Source organism: Microcoleus sp. PH2017_28_MFU_U_A (assembly GCF_020738035.1).
Classification (GTDB): Bacteria; Cyanobacteriota; Cyanobacteriia; order Cyanobacteriales; family Microcoleaceae; genus Microcoleus.
The window spans coordinates 1-17567 of the sequence record NZ_JAEQCX010000062.1 but is presented as its reverse complement, the minus strand read 5'-3'; the positions used below and the strand labels follow the sequence as shown (position 1 = coordinate 17567).

The window sequence follows — 17567 nt, the reverse complement described above, 5'->3', positions numbered from 1 at the left end:
GGGATTGGGGATTTTTAGATTGGGGATTGGGGATTGGGGATTGAGGATTTGGATTTGGGGATGCAAGGATATTGACTTTCATCCGATTTATTATAGAGTTGATAGTTAGTGTAAACCAAAAATTAGTGATGACAGAAAACAATCAAGAATCCGGTTCCGTAGATGTGTTTGGCGTGGGCAATGCCCTTGTAGACATCCTAGCATTAGTCGAAGATGATTTTGTGGTCAAGCACGGGCTGAATCGCGGCGCGATGACGCTGATGAATTCGGAAACACAGGGGGGAATTTTGCACGATTTGGAACACAATTCGCTGCAAATGCGATCGGGGGGTTCTGCGGCAAATACGATGATTGGTTTGGCTCAGAGTGGCGGTAAAGGCTATTATTCGGGGAAGGTTGCTAAGGATACTAACGGCGAATTTTACCGCCAAGATTTGCTGGAGGCTGGGATTGATTTTAATGTGCATCCTGCTACTGAGTCGAATGGGCCCACGGGTACTTGTGTCGTGCTGACTACGCCGGATGCGGAACGCACGCTGTGTACTAATTTGGGGGTTTCTACTACTCTGGCGGCGACTGATATTGATGTCGATCGCCTGTCTCATTGCAAGTACAGTTATGTTGAGGGCTATCTTTGGGATGCGACCGAGCCCAGAAAGGCTAGTATTGAGACGATGGAACAGTCTAAGCGTCTGGGTGTGAAGGTGGCTTTTACTTTTTCGGATGGCTTTTTGGTCGATCGATTTGCGGATGATTTTCACAAGGTGGTTTCGGAATATTGCGATGTCATTTTTTGCAACTCTGACGAAGTTCGGAGCTTTTTCAAGGAGGAATCTCTGGAAGAGTGCGCTCGCAAGATGAGCGAGATTTCGGATTTGGCTTTTATCACAAATGGGGACAAAGGCTGCATGGTGGTGGAAAACAAACAGATTGTAGATGTGGCTGGATTTCCCGTAAAGGCGATCGATACTGTGGGTGCTGGCGATGCTTTTGCAGGCGGTGTTTTGTTTGGAATTACTAATGGTTTGAGCGCTGAAAAAGCGGCTCGTTGGGGCAATTATTTGGCTTCAATGGTGGTGCAGATTCACGGCCCTCGTCTTGAGGGTTCTCAGGCTCATTTGCTGAACCAGGTGATTTCTGGTTAGTAGTTGAAAATGGCGATCGCACTTTTTGTCGTAAGGGGCGATCGCCTGTGGAACTAATCGGATACAAATACATTAATCTACTACTTCAAAGGACAAGGAGAAGTTACCTAAAACGTTCTGTCAGAGTGAAAACAGTTTTATGGTGGAAAGTAGCGATAAATATCTTTCCGGTGAAGCACCCTGGCAAAAGTAACAGTTTCGCCATCAAAATAAAAACCTATTCGATAGTCACCAATCCGAAGCTGATAGGCATTATCATCCCCTTTCAATTTTTTCAAGTTAATAATTGCCTGTAATATCAAGTCCGGTCGATTAACATAACAAAAATTGTTCGTAGTGTGGACTTTAGTCCGCAGTATGTTGCGGACTAAAGTCCACACTACGAACCTTCAATGGGAAATGGGAATAAGCTACCTTATCGACACCCATCGCACCCGACACGATCGCCTTTTTTGTGTAGTACAATATAGTTATATTCGTGGTACACGCGTAACTATAACCGCATCATGCCATGTCACAGCCAAAGTCCCCAAAACCCAAAATGGCGACAATCCGCGAGATTTACGATCGCATTTTATGGGATAGTCGTTTAGACCATCGTGCCTTTAGCCTTGGTTTTAGCGATCGCATTTCTGGTAATATGCGGGAAAAGCCTTTGTCAGAATGGGCAGTCGATGGCGATATTCCCTGGCATCGGATTCGTTATGTTAAATGTGGGGAAACAATTGTTTGGGATCGCGATCGGCTGGTAGACTTGTTTACTACTGGAGAATTACCAGTCGCGGCATGGGTTGTCGCCACGGAAAATATAGAATCGGCAAACCAGCAACTGCAAATCGATCCTCAACAATCAAATCCCACCTTTGTGAAAGACTTCCCGACTAGATCTATTTACCAATACAATCAACAAAATTGGCAAGCCAGGAATTTGCCCTTAGAGTCGGTAACGATAACCAGATTAAAAATTGTCAGTTATAACGTATTATCAGATCTCTACGAGTCAGAACTTACCGAGACAGCCCAGCGAATTCCGATAATTATAGAGCATCTGCGTCAGTGTGATGCCGATATTATCGCCCTTCAAGAAGTAACACCGCGTTTATTAGAAAAATTATTAGCTGAGGATTGGGTTCAGGCTTATCATATCTCCGAATCTCCCCAAGGCGAAACGCTGGAATGGCACGGTTTATTAGTGCTATCGCGATTGCCATTTACTTTAGTAGAATATCGCTACTCGCCACGGAAGCGGGTATTAGTAGGAAAGTGGTTGCTGAATAGTAAAACTCTCAATGTCGCCGCCGTCCATTTCACCAGCGATTACAATAAAAATTCTGAAAAAGTCAGGTATAAGCAACTTAATATCTTGCTAGAATACCTAAACTCACAGCCGGGAGATTGTCTAATTGTTGGCGATTTCAATGCCAAAGACAACGAACCAGCAGAGATATTAACGACAAACAATTTTATCGATCTTTGGCAAACACTGCATCCCGAAGATCCGGGATACACTTTCCATCCCCAGGCTAATCCTTTGGCAGCATTAATGAGTCTAACTGGACTTGCGGGACGGTTAGATAGGATGATGTTACGGAGTCAGAACCGAGATTGGATATCTCGTCAAATAGAATTATTTGCCTGCAATCCCATACCAGATACAGAAGGAAAAATCTATCCCTCAGATCATTTTGGTCTCCTCACCCAACTAGAATCCATCACCTGTTTGCAAACCATCTCACCTGTCTATAAAAGTGCAGTTGTCATCATTCCACCGGATGACATTTTACCTGCAATTCAAAGTATTCGCCGCCGTTGCGATCGGCAATTTCATCGTTGGATGCCTCATATCAATATAATATATGGTTTTCTGCCAGAATCATATTTTTCAGAAGCAGCAGCAGCCATTACCCAAGCACTGACAAAACTAGAACCATTTACTATAACTTTATCAAACTTTGAAACTTTCACGCACTCTTCTAGCTGTACGGCATGGTTAAATCCGATTCCTCAACCTGCCGATCCACTGCATCAATTACAAGCAATACTTCAACAAATATTTCCGCAATGTGATGAACAAAGTAGCAAATCAGCTAACGGATTCACACCCCATTTAACTGTAGGTCAATTTGACACAACCGAAGTCGCCAAAACCGAACTTTCCCAATGGCATCCAGTCAAATTTCAAGTAGACTCGATCGCCCTAATTAGCCGTCGCGATAACGAACCATTCGAGATTAGATATCGGATACCTTTAAAATCGGCAACTCCCCCAGAAAATCCCGGCGCAAAAACAGGAGAAAATGAGTCTAACTTATCACTAATACAAATAATCAACCAACTCGATCCAAAACTAAGCCAAACACAGACACTGCATCAAGAACTAATTCAGTCGATCGTCACCCAAGCCTGTCAAGAATGTTTAGGCTACCAACCATTATTACAGCAAATTGGATCGGCGCGGATCGGCATACAAAGCAGCCACAGCGATTTAGATTTACTTTGTATAATTCCTGCCCCTTTAACAGGAGAAACATTCCTCAAACAGGTACAAACTAGATTAGCAGGATTGTGCTATTGCTCCCAACTGGTAAAATCGGGGAGAGTACCAGTATTGAGAATGGAAATAGAAGGAGTGGCAGTCGATTTACTCTCTGCCACAACCCTCGGACAATTCCAGATAATTGAACCATTATCTCAAGAGGCTAGACCATTTTTTGATGCCGTCAGTTGGAGTGCCGTAGTAGGTGCTTTGGAAGCGGATTTAATGGTAGATACAGTCAGCCAACATTTGTCCTGGGATTTATTTATAAACTTGTTAAGGGCGGTGCGAACCTGGGCGAAAGCACGTCAGATTCACGGTAATGCTTGGGGATTTCTCGGTAATTTTTCTTGGGCATTACTGACAGCTTGGAGTTCTATTCATAGCGAACACTTAAACCTAGATATATTACTTGCTCATTTTTTCCAAATCCTCAGCCAACACGATTGGACTCAACCAATAGCATTAACTGAAGCCGGAACACAGTATCAAGTACAAAAATCGCGGGAATGGTTGCCTGTAATTACATCGATCGCACCTTGTCAAAACAGTACCAGAAATGTCACGCGATCGACCGCAGAAATATTGCGCCGCGAATTGGGTCGCGGTGCAGAAATTGCGTCGGAAGTATTGGCGGGAAATACCACTTGGACAACTCTATTTGAGTCCGTTGATTTACTGGAACAATCAAATGCGTTTTTAGTATTGACGGTAAGTAGTGCAGAAGTTGGTAATTTAGAAAAATGCGGCGGCTGGATTGAAGGTCACATAATTGGATTAGCGATCGATTTAGAGCAAAAACTAAATATTTCTGTCAGACCTTGGCCTGGAATTCGGAGAAGGCAAAATCTAGTTAGTGTCGTGCTAGGTATCATCTGTAATATAGATGAAGATTCTGGTGCGATCGCCCAAATTAGCAATGAGTTTATCGATCGGTTCAATGCTGCTAACGATTGTAGCAGTATCTTGCAGATCGAGTTGTGCGATCGCGACTCATATCATGTCCAGTCGGGTTGGTCACATTGTACCTCATCTACCTGAGAAAGGCTACAGAACCCATTTGACATCTTTTCTTGAACAAGAAAGGCAGATCGATCGGTCGTCTGGTGTAACTCAATGGTAAAATTGTAATTCAACTGTAGCGCTCCGATGAATTTGCATCCTACATTCCCAAATAAAAACTCAAATTAGCGCCTCCACCGAGTCACTAACCTACCAGCGTTATCTGCGCCTAGCAGTTTTTAAAGAAATGGATTTACCAAAATTTTTATGAATATAAAATGGTCGATAAAAAACTTATTTCGATCGCAGAACTTCTGGATAATTGTGCTAGTTGTGGCCATCTCTAGGATTGTCTTAAATTCGCAGCTTGACGAGTGGATTGGTGTAGCGCCACCTTCAGCAGCAATCGAACGTCTCGCCACCGCCACCACCATGACGCGGGAAGCGCAACAAATTTTCTACCGGCAAACTCCAACCATCGAACCCAAGCAAACCTTCTTTAAAATCTGTCAAACAAAAGAAAAGGTGAAGGATACCTTAATTATCTTTGGGTGCTATTTCACCAACGGTAAATCGGGCAAAATCGCGATTCAGTCGGTTACAGACGATCGATTTCAAGGCGTGATGGAAGTGACAGCAGCCCATGAAATGCTCCATGCCGCTTACACTCGCCTCAGTCCATCGGATCGCGACAAGCTAACACCCCAACTCAAACAAGCTGCTTTGCAAATCAAAAACGATCGCTTGTCTAGCATATTGAAGCAATACCAGCAAAAGGATATAGCTTTGTATGTTAACGAATTGCACTCGTATCTGGGGACAGAACTCGGCTATCTCGGCGATGTCGAACTCGAACAATACTATCAGCGTTACTTTCGCGATCGCCAACAAGTGGTAAAGTTAGCCGATCTGTCTCAAGAGATCGTGCGAAAATTAGATGAGAAATCCCAGCAACTCAAACCTGAAATTGAGACCTTAGAAGCAAGTCTCGCACAAACCAAGCAAACAATCAAAGAGCACAATCTCGAACTCGGATCGAAGAAACGCAATCTAGATGCGTTGCAATTGGATTTAATGCGTTTTAAGGAACAAGCTGAAGAATCTTACCGACAGGGTAACGGCTCTCCAGAAAAGGTGTTTCAGTTTGAACAAAAAAAATCTGATTACAATCAAAAAGTGCAAGAATTTAACGATGGAGTGCGCGAACAGCAGGAGCGCGTTGCTGCTTTTCAAGAGCAATTCGATATTTACAAGCAGAAAGTGAATGATTACAATGCAATTGCTCGTGAAGAAAAAGCCCTCTTCGACGATCTCAAAGCTACCCCACCAGTCAAGCTCGAAGCCCCAGCCGGCCATGATTCCCATCTTGTTTAATAACTTACACAAGTTTGTGGGATGGGCGTCCCGCCCGTCTTTTCGGGACGGGCGGGACGCCCATCCCACAAGAACAATAAAAACTGTAAGTTATTTAATTTTCATTCCTTATTAGGTACGTTGTTGCGCTTCAGCGCTCTTTGCTAATCTTAGGAAAGAGCGCTAAAGCGCAACTACATACCTTGACCTATTGGTAGTTTTATATATCCTATCCTGACAGGAGGGTTTTATTGCAGTCACACAAATTAGGTACGTTGTTGCGCTTGGGCACTCTTTGCAAATATTAGGAAAGAGCGCTGAAGCGCAACTACATACCTTAGCCTATTAGTAGTTGTATATATCCTATCCAGAAAGGACGGTTTTATTGTAGTCAGAGAAATTAGGTACGTAGTTGCGCTTGGGCGCTCTTTACAAATATTAGGAAAGAGCGCTGAAGCGCAACTACATACCTTGGCCTAAAACTTTTATTATAATACCAACGGAAGTGTCACCACACAAGTTGTACCAATACCAACTTCACTGGTAATCTCAATACTACCTTGATGCAAGTCAACGCACTTTTTAACCACGATCAATCCCAATCCCGTACCAGGGATAGTTCGGACATTCTTACCTCGGTGAAATGGCTCAAACAACTGCTTTATATCTTCTGGAAAAATGCCAATTCCTCGATCGCAAACCTGGAGTAGCACCTGATGCAACTGAAACTCTAAACCAAGATGCACATTACCTCCCTTAGGCGAATACTTAATCGCATTGGATAATACGTTGGACAGAATCGATCGCAACAATTTTTCATCCAAGCAAACGGGAATTGGATTTCCTTCACAGGTAAAGGTGATGGTATACTGACTGCCAGCGCTGAGCCGCATTTCTTCCACAAATTGTTCGCAAAATTTGTCCAAAACCAAAAATTTTGGATTAAATTCTAGTTTCCCAGTTTCGGCGCGATTGATGGTTAAAATATCGTCGAGCAATTGCACCATATTCCTTACAGAATCCTGAATTCGGTGCAGGTTTCTCAGTCGCTTTTGGGAGTCATTCCATTCGTCTGGGCTGTTTTCTAGAATTTGAGCTGCTGCTAAAGCCGTACTGAGTGGAGTGCGAAATTCATGGGATGCCATTGAAAAAAAACGGGTTTTCAGAATACTCAGTTCTTTTTCGCGCTCCAGGGCTAACCGAATTTCGTCCAGTCGTTTTCGTTCGGTGATGTCACGAGTATTGACGATAATTTGTGTGGTGGCTGCATTGTTTATAAAAGGCTGGCTAATCGCTTCCAAGGTTCGCCAAGAATTATCTTTGTGCCGATAGCGGAATTCAATGGGACGGTTGAGTTCTGCACTTTGCCAAGTATTGGTGAGACTTTGATAAGTAGTGGTAAAATCATCTGGGTGAATTGGCTCAAATATTTTTTTCCCCACGAGTTCAGATACTAAATACCCTAAGACTTTTTCCACAGAAGGACTGACATAGCCGATCGTACCATCTGTATCTAGAATCATAATGATGTCTAGAGCATTTTCAATGAGCGATCGAAACCGTTCTTCGCTATGTCGCAGGGCTTGTTCTGCTTGTTTTCGTTCGGTGGTGTCTCGCTGGATGGCGATCCAGTGAGTATACCAACCCGTGCGATCGCCAACAGGAACAATACTAAATTCATTCCAATATTCGGAGCCATTTTTCCGATAATTAATCACTTCAACGGTGACAGATTCCCAACGCGAAAGTGCTATCCGAATTTTGTCTAATTCTGTGCTATCGGTTTTTTTACCCTGCAAAATCCGGGGTGTTTTACCCAAAACTTCTTCTAGGCTATATCCTGTAATCTGGGTAAATGCTTCATTGACATAGATGATGCGAAGACCAACTTCATCGATCGCTTCCGCTTCGGTAATTACGACGCCATCATTTGTGTTAACAACAACTGATTGGAGGAGTCGCACCTGTTCTTCCTGTTGCTTTTGTTCGGTAATGTCGGCAATCACTGCGACAATGCCCTCAATCTGATTCTCACTATTCTTTAAAGGAGCAGCGGAGAAGATAATGTCGATCGCACTTCCGTCTTTTTTGTGGCGGCGCAGTTCGACACTATATGTGATTCCTTGCAGGAGATTGCTGCGGAGAGTGGAATAATTTTCTAATGGATCGTCGATAAAAATTGGGTTGGGATGGTTGATGACTTCTGCTTCAGTCCAACCAAACATCTGTTCGGCGGCAGGATTCCAAATTTTGACGTACCCTTCTATATCCAGCGTGAAGATAGCGCGAGGAGAGGCGCTAATCAGGGTTTTTAGGGTGTGGTTGGTGTGGCGCAGTTCTACTTCGGTGCGCTGTCGTTCGCCAATTTCGTCTCGTAGAGCGACGTTGGCTTCAGCTAATTCTTCGGTACGTTGTTGGACGCGCTGTTCTAGTTCGGCGTTGAGTTGTTGAAGCTGTTGGTATAATTCTGACTGTTGAATGGCGATCGCCACCTGCGTCGCTAGTTGCTGCATTAACTCCAATTCCCAGGTTTCCCAGATGCGCGGGCGATCGCACTGGTGAGCAATCAATAACCCCCAAAGATAGGGTACAGAAGGATTCCCCTCAACCTGCCGATTTTCTTGGATGATGGGGACAACCAATTTTGCTATGACTCCAAATTGTTGAAGAAAATCAGTCAGACAATTTTCGAGATCGGCTTCTTCAAGATTGGCAATGAGGCGGGTTTTCCCCAGAGAATAAGCCTCATGGTACTCGCTGGGAAAGACTTCTGCTGGGAAGGATTTTCCTAAAATGACGGGGTAAGGGGGTAAAACGGCTTCGTTAATGGCGCTACCCGTTCCGTCTGGCCACAGGCGGTAAATGAGAACGCGATCGGCTTCCAGAAAGCGTTGCACATCTGCTACCGTGGTTTCTAGCACGTGGTCTAAATCCAGGGATTGTCGGATGTGTTGAGCAATTTGATTGACTAACCGTTCGCGATCGGTTTGTTGGCGCAGCACCCCTTCGGCTGTTTGTCGTCGGGCTACTTCCTGTTTGAAGCAGGGGCAAATTACTACCACAACTAAAACGCCGATCGCAACTAGAAAAATGTTACTTAGCATAGAAAATGGTTGGATAATTCCTATGAAAATCAGGATGCCACCAACAGACAACAACAATGCTACAACCATGCTAACCAGTATCAGCCAGATCAAGAGCTTGGATCGAACCTAGTCTGGAAACTACCATATTTAAACCAGTATTGCTTGAGGTTGTGACAAGGCGTATGCAAACTGGCTTTGGCACGATATAGAATGACTTGACGGTGATCGCCCATCCAAATTTTGTCGATCGGCTGAACCGAGATTAATGTTCCTCCTAAAGCCGTAATCGACTCGGTAAATCGCTCAATAGCGCTATAGTCTATAGTTTCAAAGATGTAAAAATTGCCAGAACAAATTAAATGACGGCTGCGAATCCAGCATTGCAACTTTTTTTGGGCTTGTGGTGGCAACATTCTAATATGATTGAGTATCAATACTTCGGACAGTTTTAGGTGCTAATCGAGTACATGAAACCTAGGCTGGATCTATTGTGAACTATTTTTTCCAAGTTTGTTTTTAATGGCAACGCAGAAAAAAAATTAAAAATTGCAGGGCTGGTACTGTCCAACTTACAGAGGCTTTAAAAAAACTGTCTTAAGTATTGGAGTATAGAGAATCATGGCCGATCGAAAAAACGTGATGAGGATTTCAAATTAAATTTCTCCAGCTAGTTTATCAATAGAGTTGGCATTCTCCAGAATTGGGCATCCTCCAATTCTGGAGATGTTTACGGCTCTCAAGATGAGGAAATACCAGTTATCCCAAATTATACAGTAACAACAGTAGGTTGATTGTAGAATATCGACCCAAAGATGTAGATTGTACAATTATTTTGACAAACTGATATAATCTCAATTTCTATCCAATTGTTGCTAGAAATTTAGAGATAGCTGAATCTAATTAGAGAAGCCAGAAAAACCCTCTAAATATGACTTAAATCCATCTATTAAACTTCTTGTTTTTGTTGGATTTAGAGAATCTCAGTGATGCTGACAATTTTGCCAGAGGTGCGATTGATCCGCTGAATTTGCGGACTCATATTGTCTCCTGCCACAATGTATGTCGTGTTACTGAGGCGCCGAGGTCTGTCGAATTTCGACCCTGTTACCACAATTTTGAACATTTTTTCGGTTGCGACATAAGCGCCTCCTCGACTGGTTGAGGGCTTGATGGCGTTAGCGCTGTTGGTAGCAACGGCGTAGACTAACTGAGAAGCTTTGACGGCACTGTCGATTTGGGCGAAACCCCGATCGAGCAGCGACATCCGATTGTAACCTACTTGCTTGGTATTTGCTTCGCTGCTTCTGCCTCGGTAATAGGGAACAACGTTTTCACCAAAAGCGGTTTGATACTCGTCGCTGTCGATATAGGAGTCAATTTCGGCACCGTAGCCTTGCTCAACACAGCGGATAATGTGTTCAGAAATTTCTGTTTGATCTTGTGGTGCACGACCTAGCAGGTGCAGGAAATTGAGTTCTACAAATCGATAGGGAGCGCACTTTTGAAAATAGCGAGTGCTATAAAAATCAGATTTAGCAACCAATCGGACAAATTCACGCACGGAGATGCTGCGATCGCACAATTGAGATTCCGCAGTTACCAAGCGCTCGCTTTCCATCACGTGGGGATTGCCCAAAACCTGCTTGTAGACGGCGCGAATCACAGCTTGCACCTCATCTACACCGCTGGTTGGCCACAGTTCACATTTTGTCGAATCTGCCATTGCAATTAATCTCCTTTACAGATAATAGTTGGTAGTAGCTGAAATCTTGCACCATTTTCAGCAACAGGCTCTCCGGCCTGTTCCACAAAGAGTGGATTTCTTGTGGAACAGACCGGAGAGCCTGTTCGTAAAAGGTTAATTGAGAATGGTTCAATATGTCAGCAATACACGGCTTATATCAATTCCAGTTGTACCGGAATGATTGTTGATTTTTGATGATTGATTGTTGATTGTTGATTGAAGCAAAGCTCCGAATTCTCATTACAAGCCCCGAATAATTCTTCAATCTAAAATCTAAAATCTAAAATCTAAAATCTAAAATTGATCGACTTTCAACTAGACAGGGGTGATACTAGCGATCGTCCCACCTTGTTTGTGAATCCGTTGATAGGTTTCGGATAGCTCGTTAAACGACACCAGGTAAACTTGGTTGCTGCGGCGAAACTTGGAAATCCGATTCACCACATTGGCGCGATAGCCGGTAACTTCAATGCGATAGACTTTTCCGTTTTCATCCGATCCAGCGCCATGACGAGTCCGAGCGCTACCGGATGGATTGCGGAATGTCGATCCGCTGCTGGCTGGAGAAATTACGGCGGTTGGCGTGCCCTGAATTACTAGGGAATTCAAACGCGGACTCTTACCAGCCAGATTTCCCTTCAAGCTGCTGCTACAAGCACCTCGCACCAACTCGAAGGTATGGGTAAACTGCACCATGCTTTGACAAGCTTCGGTTTTGTATCCCCGGATGTAGGGAACAATGTCATCTCCAAAAGTATTCTGGTATTCATCGCTATCGAGATAAGAATCGATCTCAGCCTCAAAGCCCTTGGTATCCAGAATGGTACTTTTGCTCCGCATTTCTTCGAGATCCAGCGGAGGGCGACCAAGTAGATGTCTGAAGTTGAGTTCGATCGCCCGATAGCGAGCACAACTATCGAAAAATCGCGATCGATACAAGTCAGACTTTGCAACCCGACGCACAAACTCCCGTACCGTCAGTTCATCGCGTTTAAACTGCGACTCACAAACGGTGAGGCGTTCGCTCTCCATGACGTAGGCATTTCCCAAAACTTGTCGGTATACTGCCTGAATGATGGTTTCAAGGTCTTCATTGGAGTTACCTGTAACCCGCTCTATTGGTGGGGTTTCATCAAACAGGCTCACTCCCAATCTTGAAGCTGGTCCAAAAGCCATTTAACACTAATCTCCCAAATTAACTATCAAGTGGGTGGGAGAATTGACCCCATCCAAGTGCCGATCCCACCTACAATTACATATAACAAGTAAAGAAATGAGTCAGAAAATGGTAAAGAAATCGGAAAGATTCTCAATAAGTAATAAATCGTGATTTTTGGCAATATTTGTTAAGAAAGCTTTGGCCAATGGTTTCTGAGCTTCCCTTGGGTCAAAACTTGTTGACATCTCGATCGCAAATCGGTAAAATTTGGGGCCCAAATGCGAATAAGATGTTGAGGAGCCAGCATGGCGATCGCCCTAGCCCTATTGGTATTAGAGCGCTCTGGTTCGCTAACTCAATCTTGTCTAAAAGTCAATAAGTGGCTTTGTACTTTCCCCCAGCCTCTTGATTATGAGGATTCTCTTGGTTGAAGACGATCTGCGCCTTGCAGAAACGTTGGCAGAAGCCTTGACAGACCAGCGCTATGTTGTTGATATAGTTACCGATGGGGAATCTGGATGGCATCAAGCAAAGATGCTCAACTATGATTTGCTGCTGCTAGATTTGATGTTACCAGAACTTGATGGAATTAGTCTCTGCCATCGATTGCGATCGCACGGCTATACTATGCCTGTCCTGATGATCACAGCCCGTGACACCCTCAGTGATGAAATTAATGGGCTTGATGCTGGGGCTGATGATTATGTAGTCAAACCCGTGGACTTGCAAAAACTATTTGCTCGGATTCGAGCCTTATTGCGTCGAGGTAGTAGCACTTCTGGGCCGATTTTAGAATGGGAAGAAATTCGCCTCAACCCCAGTACCTATGAAGTTAGCTATAGATACACCCCACTCCATCTCACGCCCAAAGAATACGCGCTTCTGGAACTTCTGTTGCGAAATGGTCGCCGTGTTCTCAGTCGAAGTGTCATGATCGAACACGTCTGGTCGTTGGAATCTCCTCCAGAAGAAAATACTGTCAAGGTTCACATCAGAGGTTTGCGTCAAAAACTCAAAGCTGCGGGAGCTGCTGAAGATTTAATTGAGACAGTTCACAGTATGGGCTATCGCCTGAAGCAATCAGATTCCCCTGTAAATGCGGTCAGTAACTCTAGGCTCAAGCCACTGAGCTTGTAAGAAATTGCCACCTATACTGATACAGCCTATTCCAGATTCATGAAGTACAGTAGCAGATATATTGTGTGCTGTTAATTTGTAGGGTGCGTCGCTCCGATATCTTGGATAATTTGCTGATTGACTGGTGGCGACGCACCTTACTTACGACAAGATTGTGTGTACCACATCTACATAGAATATGCTTTATTATTTCGGGTTGATTCGTCTTTGTATTTCATCTTCCTTCTTTCTTCCTTCTTGGTTCTTACTGCTGTCATACTTCGATTTTTACCCGATATTCTTAAAGTTTAGACTGCCGATTTTGCGAGCAAGTATTTAGCCCGATCGACCTCTTGTCCGCTGCCTTCTACGATTAGTAAAACACTGCCCTGAGAAATCTGCTGCTGATAGGCTTTAGCTTGCTCTGAAGTCAGCCCCAATCCAATTAAAGCTCCCATCAATCCACCCGCAGCCGTGCCAATTCCGCCACTCAACAGCGTAAAGCCGATCGCCCCAGACAGCAATACTTGACCCACACCGGGAAGGGCAAGGAGTCCCACTCCTAACAGTAGCCCGGTGGCACCCCCCACCAAATTGCCCAGAAACATTCCTTTTTTCAGACCAGTTGCAGTGCCTGCGATCGCTCCAAACGACTCTGAGGGAAGGTTTAAAGAATTTTGCTGTTCCTCGCACCTTTGCCCCAGCAAGAACACCTGCGCTAGCGGAAAGCCTGAAAACACCAGACAATCCAGAGCCTGTCCTGCGTCTTCACGGCTAGAAAAGGTTCCGAGGACTTGTCGCTGCTGGCTCAAAATCGTATTAAACATGGTTTATTTCTGATAAATTAATTATTTTCTGTATCTTTAACTACTATTTAACACATTTTTTGAAAAAGCAAGCATGAAAAAAGCTGATTGTCAGCAAAAGTTGACAAAAAAGAGATCGTGGCTGAACTTCAACCCGCGATCTCTTAGTCTGCGGAGGCAGACTTCGTATGACAAGAAGCGGTTTCAACCGCCGAATCATTCCAAATGATGCCGAATCATGCTAACTAACGGCGAGGCGCATACATAATCACCAAAACGCCCAGCAAAGCAATCCACCCTCCGAGTAAATCGTACTTATCAGGAGCAATGCGATCGACAATCCAGCCCCACAGAATTGACAACACAATAAACACACCCCCGTAAGCCGCATATGCTCGCCCAAAAGTAGCCGGTTGCAGCGTTGGCACCACTCCGTAAACCCCTAAAATAACCATCCCAATTACGGCTAACCAAGGGCTTTTGCCTTCGCGCAACCACAGCCAAAATAAATAGCCACCGCCAATTTCGCATACTCCAGCTAACACAAAAAGCAACAAAGATTGAATCATTATTTTTTCCAGGAATCGCTCAAAGTTGCAGGTTCTTCGATTGTCAAAGCAGCTTCGTTTTCTTCGCCTGTGCGAATGCGAACTGTTCGGCTTACCGGAATCACAAACAATTTGCCATCTCCGACAGTTCCTGTTTTCGCCGTTGTCACAATCGTATCGACAACCGCATCAACCATATCGTCGTTCACGACAATTTCAATTCTGACTTTCGGCAGAAAGTCAACCGTAAAAGGTTTGCCTTCCATATCTAAGAGTCCCAAAAAAGCAAGCGGTTTCCCTTTTTGCCGTCCGAATCCTTTTGCGCCTGTGACAGTCATTCCTTGAATACCAAGTTTGACTAAGGCTTCCTTGATGGAATCCAATTTAGCAGGCTGGATAATCGCAAGAACTAATTGCATAGATTTCAATTACCAAATATCTTGGGTATAGCATCCCCCGCCCTCAATCGGCAGCTAAGAGGGCGGGCACGGGGGCACCGCCCCTACCACAGGTCAACTGTTTAACTATGGAGATTTAGATGCAGAGGTGTTATCGCGCAGGGGATGATTAATATCCGACGGCAAAAACAGAGGTTTGCCTTTGATCAAGCTGTCTCCAATCAGGTAAGCAAATCCGGCAAAAAAGAAGGCAACAGAAATGCCGATCGCAGTCATAGAATTAGTTTTGGCATTACCAGTTCCAGTCAAACCGTAGTAAAAAATGCCACAAACCATAAGTAAATTCGTGACCAAACCTAAAACGGGAATCACAACAGTTTTGATTGGGTTGTGTTCCTCATCTAGCAAATGCTCTAGGGTAGCAACTAACGTTACTCCACAGGTAATTCCGTAGAGCATAAACGTGCCAATATTAGACACTAACGTAACGATCGTCACGTTATCCACACTCTGCACCGCATAAGCCCCAATCAAAGCGGAAAGTCCAGTTAGAAAGTAAATTCCGATGTGAGGCGTATTGTAACGCCCGTGTAAAAAGCCGAATACGGCGGGTAATTCCCGATCGCTCCCCATGGCATAACTGATCCGAACACCCGTTGACAGCGACGATAGCGCTGTCCCGATCAATGCCATGACGACTGTGCTGGCGATCGTAATTTGCAGCAGAAATCCGTTACCAAATAGTAGCGTATCTCCCAAAATTTTCGCGATATCGCCGATCGGCGCACCCGACGATAATGCAGCGGCAAATCCCGTTACAGTTTTGCCATCAACAGTTGCAGTATATTGGTCGCCAATGAAAAAATTAGCCGCGAAATACTCGAAGAAATAACAGATACAAGCCTGAATAAATAAAGAGAGAATAACACCGCGAGGAATATCGCGCTGAGGATTAATGGCCTCACCAGCCATCGCTGTTGCCGATTCAAATCCGACAAGTAACAGAATTGCGATCGTCGCTTGGTAAATCAATCCCGATAAATCATGAGGCATCACAACGCTAAAAGCATTTGCGTGTTCATAATTCACATTCGGATGACCTAATCGGTAAACAATCATCAACAATCCCAGGAAGGTGAGAGAGCTAATTTGCACAATATTGATGATGATATTAATCAGCGTAGAACCGGTAACGCCCTGGAGGGCAATAAAGCCCACCAGCCCAGTGAAGATAAAGCAAATTAAGGTTTTGCTGAACCAATCCGCTGCAAAATCAGGGTTAAACAACTGCCCGATGTAAACGACAAGCGTTCCCATAAAGCTAATCATGATGCCGGGGTACACCCAGTAGTACAAATGTGCAGCCCAGCCGGTTACAAACTTTGCCAAACGCGCCAAACGAAAGTGTTTGTGTTCCTGTTTCGCTAAGATTGCTGCTTCTGCATAGTAATAGGAACTGCCGGCACCTGCTTCGGGGTAAGCTTTAGAAAGCGTTGCATAACAGCTTGCTGTCAGCAGGGCGATCGCAGTTGCTAGGGCGATCGCAGCCCACATATTTTTAGCAGAATCCGGCGGGGCTTGCAATTGGTAAGTCGTCCACAGAAAAGCGCCCGGTGCAATCAGCGCCATCGCGTTAATCGTAATGCCTACCAGTCCTAGGGTAGGCTTGAATTCTCCATTAGAGTTTGTCATGGGTTTTTTTTGAGCTTTGAAATTGTCGATCCCGTCCTAAGCCTGCGAAGGAATGAATCTGAGGCCACGGAGGAAATTGCTTTTGGTCATTGTGAGCTCTGAGATCGGGTGCATCTGGTTTTTGAAGAGGGCGAAGCATGACCGCATATAAGTTATTACTTATAATCCCATATTGACGGAGGTCATGCTATAGCCCATACAAACATATTTGCTTGCATTGAGATGCACCCGTGAGATCTGCGATCGTTTGGATTTAACTTCTTGTTTAAACGGGAATAGTTTATAAATCCGTATATAAAAATACAATAGATGCCTATAAGTCCGATCGGGACTTAAAAAATTTTCAAGCCCAAACATAGCTTAAATGGTTCTCCTGAGTTTGTAGTGATAAGCAAACCGCATATCCTTGACGAAGAGGGGAGCACAGAATCGCGAACAATTGTGCCTAATACCGTATCCACCATAAACCCAGGAGAGCCGCTTAAACCTGCTGTGAGTCAAATCCGGTAGCATCGGAATTATTAGCCGAAATCAGGAGACGGCTTGGCCTTAATCCCTACAGTATTATTTTTAGTAGGGACTAAGGCCAAGCCGTCTCCTCTATATCATTCCGGTGCAGCCGGAATTGATATGAGCCGTGTCCCTACAGTATTATTTTTAGTAGGGACTAAGGCCAAGCCGTCTCCTCTATATCATTCCGGTGCAGCCGGAATTGATATGAGTCAAATACGTGACCATTAGACTTCTCCGAAAAAGCCTGTCAAGAACAGGCATCTTGCCTGTTCCACAAGAATTATGGGAGATATCTATTATCTTGCAGCCAACCGACAAATCGATTCAGATATAGCTCTTCTAAAAGCTATAGCAGTTGACAGTTACAAAGTACCGCTCGTAAAAACATGGACAAAGCTACCCAAAAGTAGTCAATGTTAGACATCTACGTTAGTAATTTTAGTCCACAGTCCTAAAACTACAGGAATAA

12 protein-coding genes are annotated in these 17567 nt (G+C 44.3%); 4 read left to right on the top strand and 8 right to left on the bottom strand.

Going from position 1 to position 17567, the window contains the following annotated elements; translation table 11 throughout:
• Positions 1-128: 128 nt before the first annotated feature.
• From JGK14_RS15780 to JGK14_RS15770, 3 genes are all read left to right on the top strand, one after another.
• A complete protein-coding gene (locus JGK14_RS15780; protein WP_293190225.1) occupies positions 129-1145 on the top strand; it encodes an adenosine kinase in 1017 nt (338 codons plus the stop codon).
• Positions 1146-1656: 511 nt separating this feature from the next.
• Entirely contained in the window at positions 1657-4722 is a 3066-nt protein-coding gene (locus JGK14_RS15775; RefSeq protein WP_325315259.1) for a poly(A) polymerase, read from the top strand.
• 228 nt (positions 4723-4950) lie between these two features.
• Positions 4951-6057, top strand: coding sequence for a hypothetical protein (locus JGK14_RS15770; RefSeq protein WP_325315258.1), 1107 nt, complete (start codon positions 4951-4953; stop codon positions 6055-6057).
• 467 nt (positions 6058-6524) lie between these two features.
• Here JGK14_RS15770 and JGK14_RS15765 read toward each other — a convergent pair whose 3' ends face one another.
• From JGK14_RS15765 to JGK14_RS15750, 4 genes are all read right to left on the bottom strand, one after another.
• Positions 6525-9140, bottom strand: a complete 2616-nt coding sequence (locus tag JGK14_RS15765; RefSeq protein WP_293202975.1) for a PAS domain S-box protein — start codon at positions 9138-9140, stop codon at positions 6525-6527.
• 89 nt (positions 9141-9229) lie between these two features.
• The gene (locus JGK14_RS15760) at positions 9230-9535 is read right to left on the bottom strand and encodes a CpeR family transcriptional regulator (RefSeq protein ID WP_293182355.1); all 306 of its coding nucleotides are present in this window, start codon (positions 9533-9535) and stop codon (positions 9230-9232) included.
• Between the two features lie 557 nt (positions 9536-10092).
• On the bottom strand, positions 10093-10845 hold the full coding sequence (locus tag JGK14_RS15755; RefSeq protein WP_293190223.1) for a phycobilisome rod-core linker polypeptide: 753 nt from the start codon (positions 10843-10845) through the stop codon (positions 10093-10095).
• A 336-nt stretch (positions 10846-11181) separates the two neighbouring features.
• The gene (locus JGK14_RS15750; protein ID WP_293182351.1) at positions 11182-12042 is read right to left on the bottom strand and encodes a phycobilisome linker polypeptide; all 861 of its coding nucleotides are present in this window, start codon (positions 12040-12042) and stop codon (positions 11182-11184) included.
• Between the two features lie 394 nt (positions 12043-12436).
• On the opposite strand from JGK14_RS15750, the gene JGK14_RS15745 reads away from it, so the two are divergent.
• The gene (locus JGK14_RS15745) at positions 12437-13162 is read left to right on the top strand and encodes a response regulator transcription factor (RefSeq protein ID WP_293224427.1); all 726 of its coding nucleotides are present in this window, start codon (positions 12437-12439) and stop codon (positions 13160-13162) included.
• 287 nt (positions 13163-13449) lie between these two features.
• Here JGK14_RS15745 and JGK14_RS15740 read toward each other — a convergent pair whose 3' ends face one another.
• From JGK14_RS15740 to JGK14_RS15725, 4 genes are all read right to left on the bottom strand, one after another.
• The gene (locus JGK14_RS15740; protein ID WP_293224425.1) at positions 13450-13968 is read right to left on the bottom strand and encodes a hypothetical protein; all 519 of its coding nucleotides are present in this window, start codon (positions 13966-13968) and stop codon (positions 13450-13452) included.
• Between the two features lie 224 nt (positions 13969-14192).
• Positions 14193-14516, bottom strand: coding sequence for a YnfA family protein (locus JGK14_RS15735; RefSeq protein WP_293224423.1), 324 nt, complete (start codon positions 14514-14516; stop codon positions 14193-14195).
• The gene (locus JGK14_RS15730; protein WP_293224421.1) at positions 14516-14914 is read right to left on the bottom strand and encodes a P-II family nitrogen regulator; all 399 of its coding nucleotides are present in this window, start codon (positions 14912-14914) and stop codon (positions 14516-14518) included. The genes JGK14_RS15735 and JGK14_RS15730 overlap by 1 nt, the downstream gene beginning before the upstream one ends.
• A gap of 105 nt (positions 14915-15019) precedes the next feature.
• Positions 15020-16585 (bottom strand): APC family permease, encoded by a 1566-nt coding sequence (locus tag JGK14_RS15725; protein WP_293224419.1) that lies wholly within the window; start codon positions 16583-16585, stop codon positions 15020-15022.
• Positions 16586-17567 lie beyond the last annotated feature (982 nt).

Coding starts and splice junctions, on each gene's coding strand:
- JGK14_RS15750 (WP_293182351.1), bottom strand. CDS start 12,042: ATGGCTTTTGGACCAGCTTCAAGATTGGGAGTGAGCCTGTTTGATGAA.
- JGK14_RS15725 (WP_293224419.1), bottom strand. CDS start 16,585: ATGACAAACTCTAATGGAGAATTCAAGCCTACCCTAGGACTGGTAGGC.
- JGK14_RS15765 (WP_293202975.1), bottom strand. CDS start 9,140: ATGCTAAGTAACATTTTTCTAGTTGCGATCGGCGTTTTAGTTGTGGTA.
- JGK14_RS15740 (WP_293224425.1), bottom strand. CDS start 13,968: ATGTTTAATACGATTTTGAGCCAGCAGCGACAAGTCCTCGGAACCTTT.
- JGK14_RS15755 (WP_293190223.1), bottom strand. CDS start 10,845: ATGGCAGATTCGACAAAATGTGAACTGTGGCCAACCAGCGGTGTAGAT.
- JGK14_RS15735 (WP_293224423.1), bottom strand. CDS start 14,516: ATGATTCAATCTTTGTTGCTTTTTGTGTTAGCTGGAGTATGCGAAATT.
- JGK14_RS15780 (WP_293190225.1), top strand. CDS start 129: ATGACAGAAAACAATCAAGAATCCGGTTCCGTAGATGTGTTTGGCGTG.
- JGK14_RS15770 (WP_325315258.1), top strand. CDS start 4,951: ATGAATATAAAATGGTCGATAAAAAACTTATTTCGATCGCAGAACTTC.
- JGK14_RS15760 (WP_293182355.1), bottom strand. CDS start 9,535: ATGTTGCCACCACAAGCCCAAAAAAAGTTGCAATGCTGGATTCGCAGC.
- JGK14_RS15730 (WP_293224421.1), bottom strand. CDS start 14,914: ATGCAATTAGTTCTTGCGATTATCCAGCCTGCTAAATTGGATTCCATC.
- JGK14_RS15775 (WP_325315259.1), top strand. CDS start 1,657: ATGTCACAGCCAAAGTCCCCAAAACCCAAAATGGCGACAATCCGCGAG.
- JGK14_RS15745 (WP_293224427.1), top strand. CDS start 12,437: ATGAGGATTCTCTTGGTTGAAGACGATCTGCGCCTTGCAGAAACGTTG.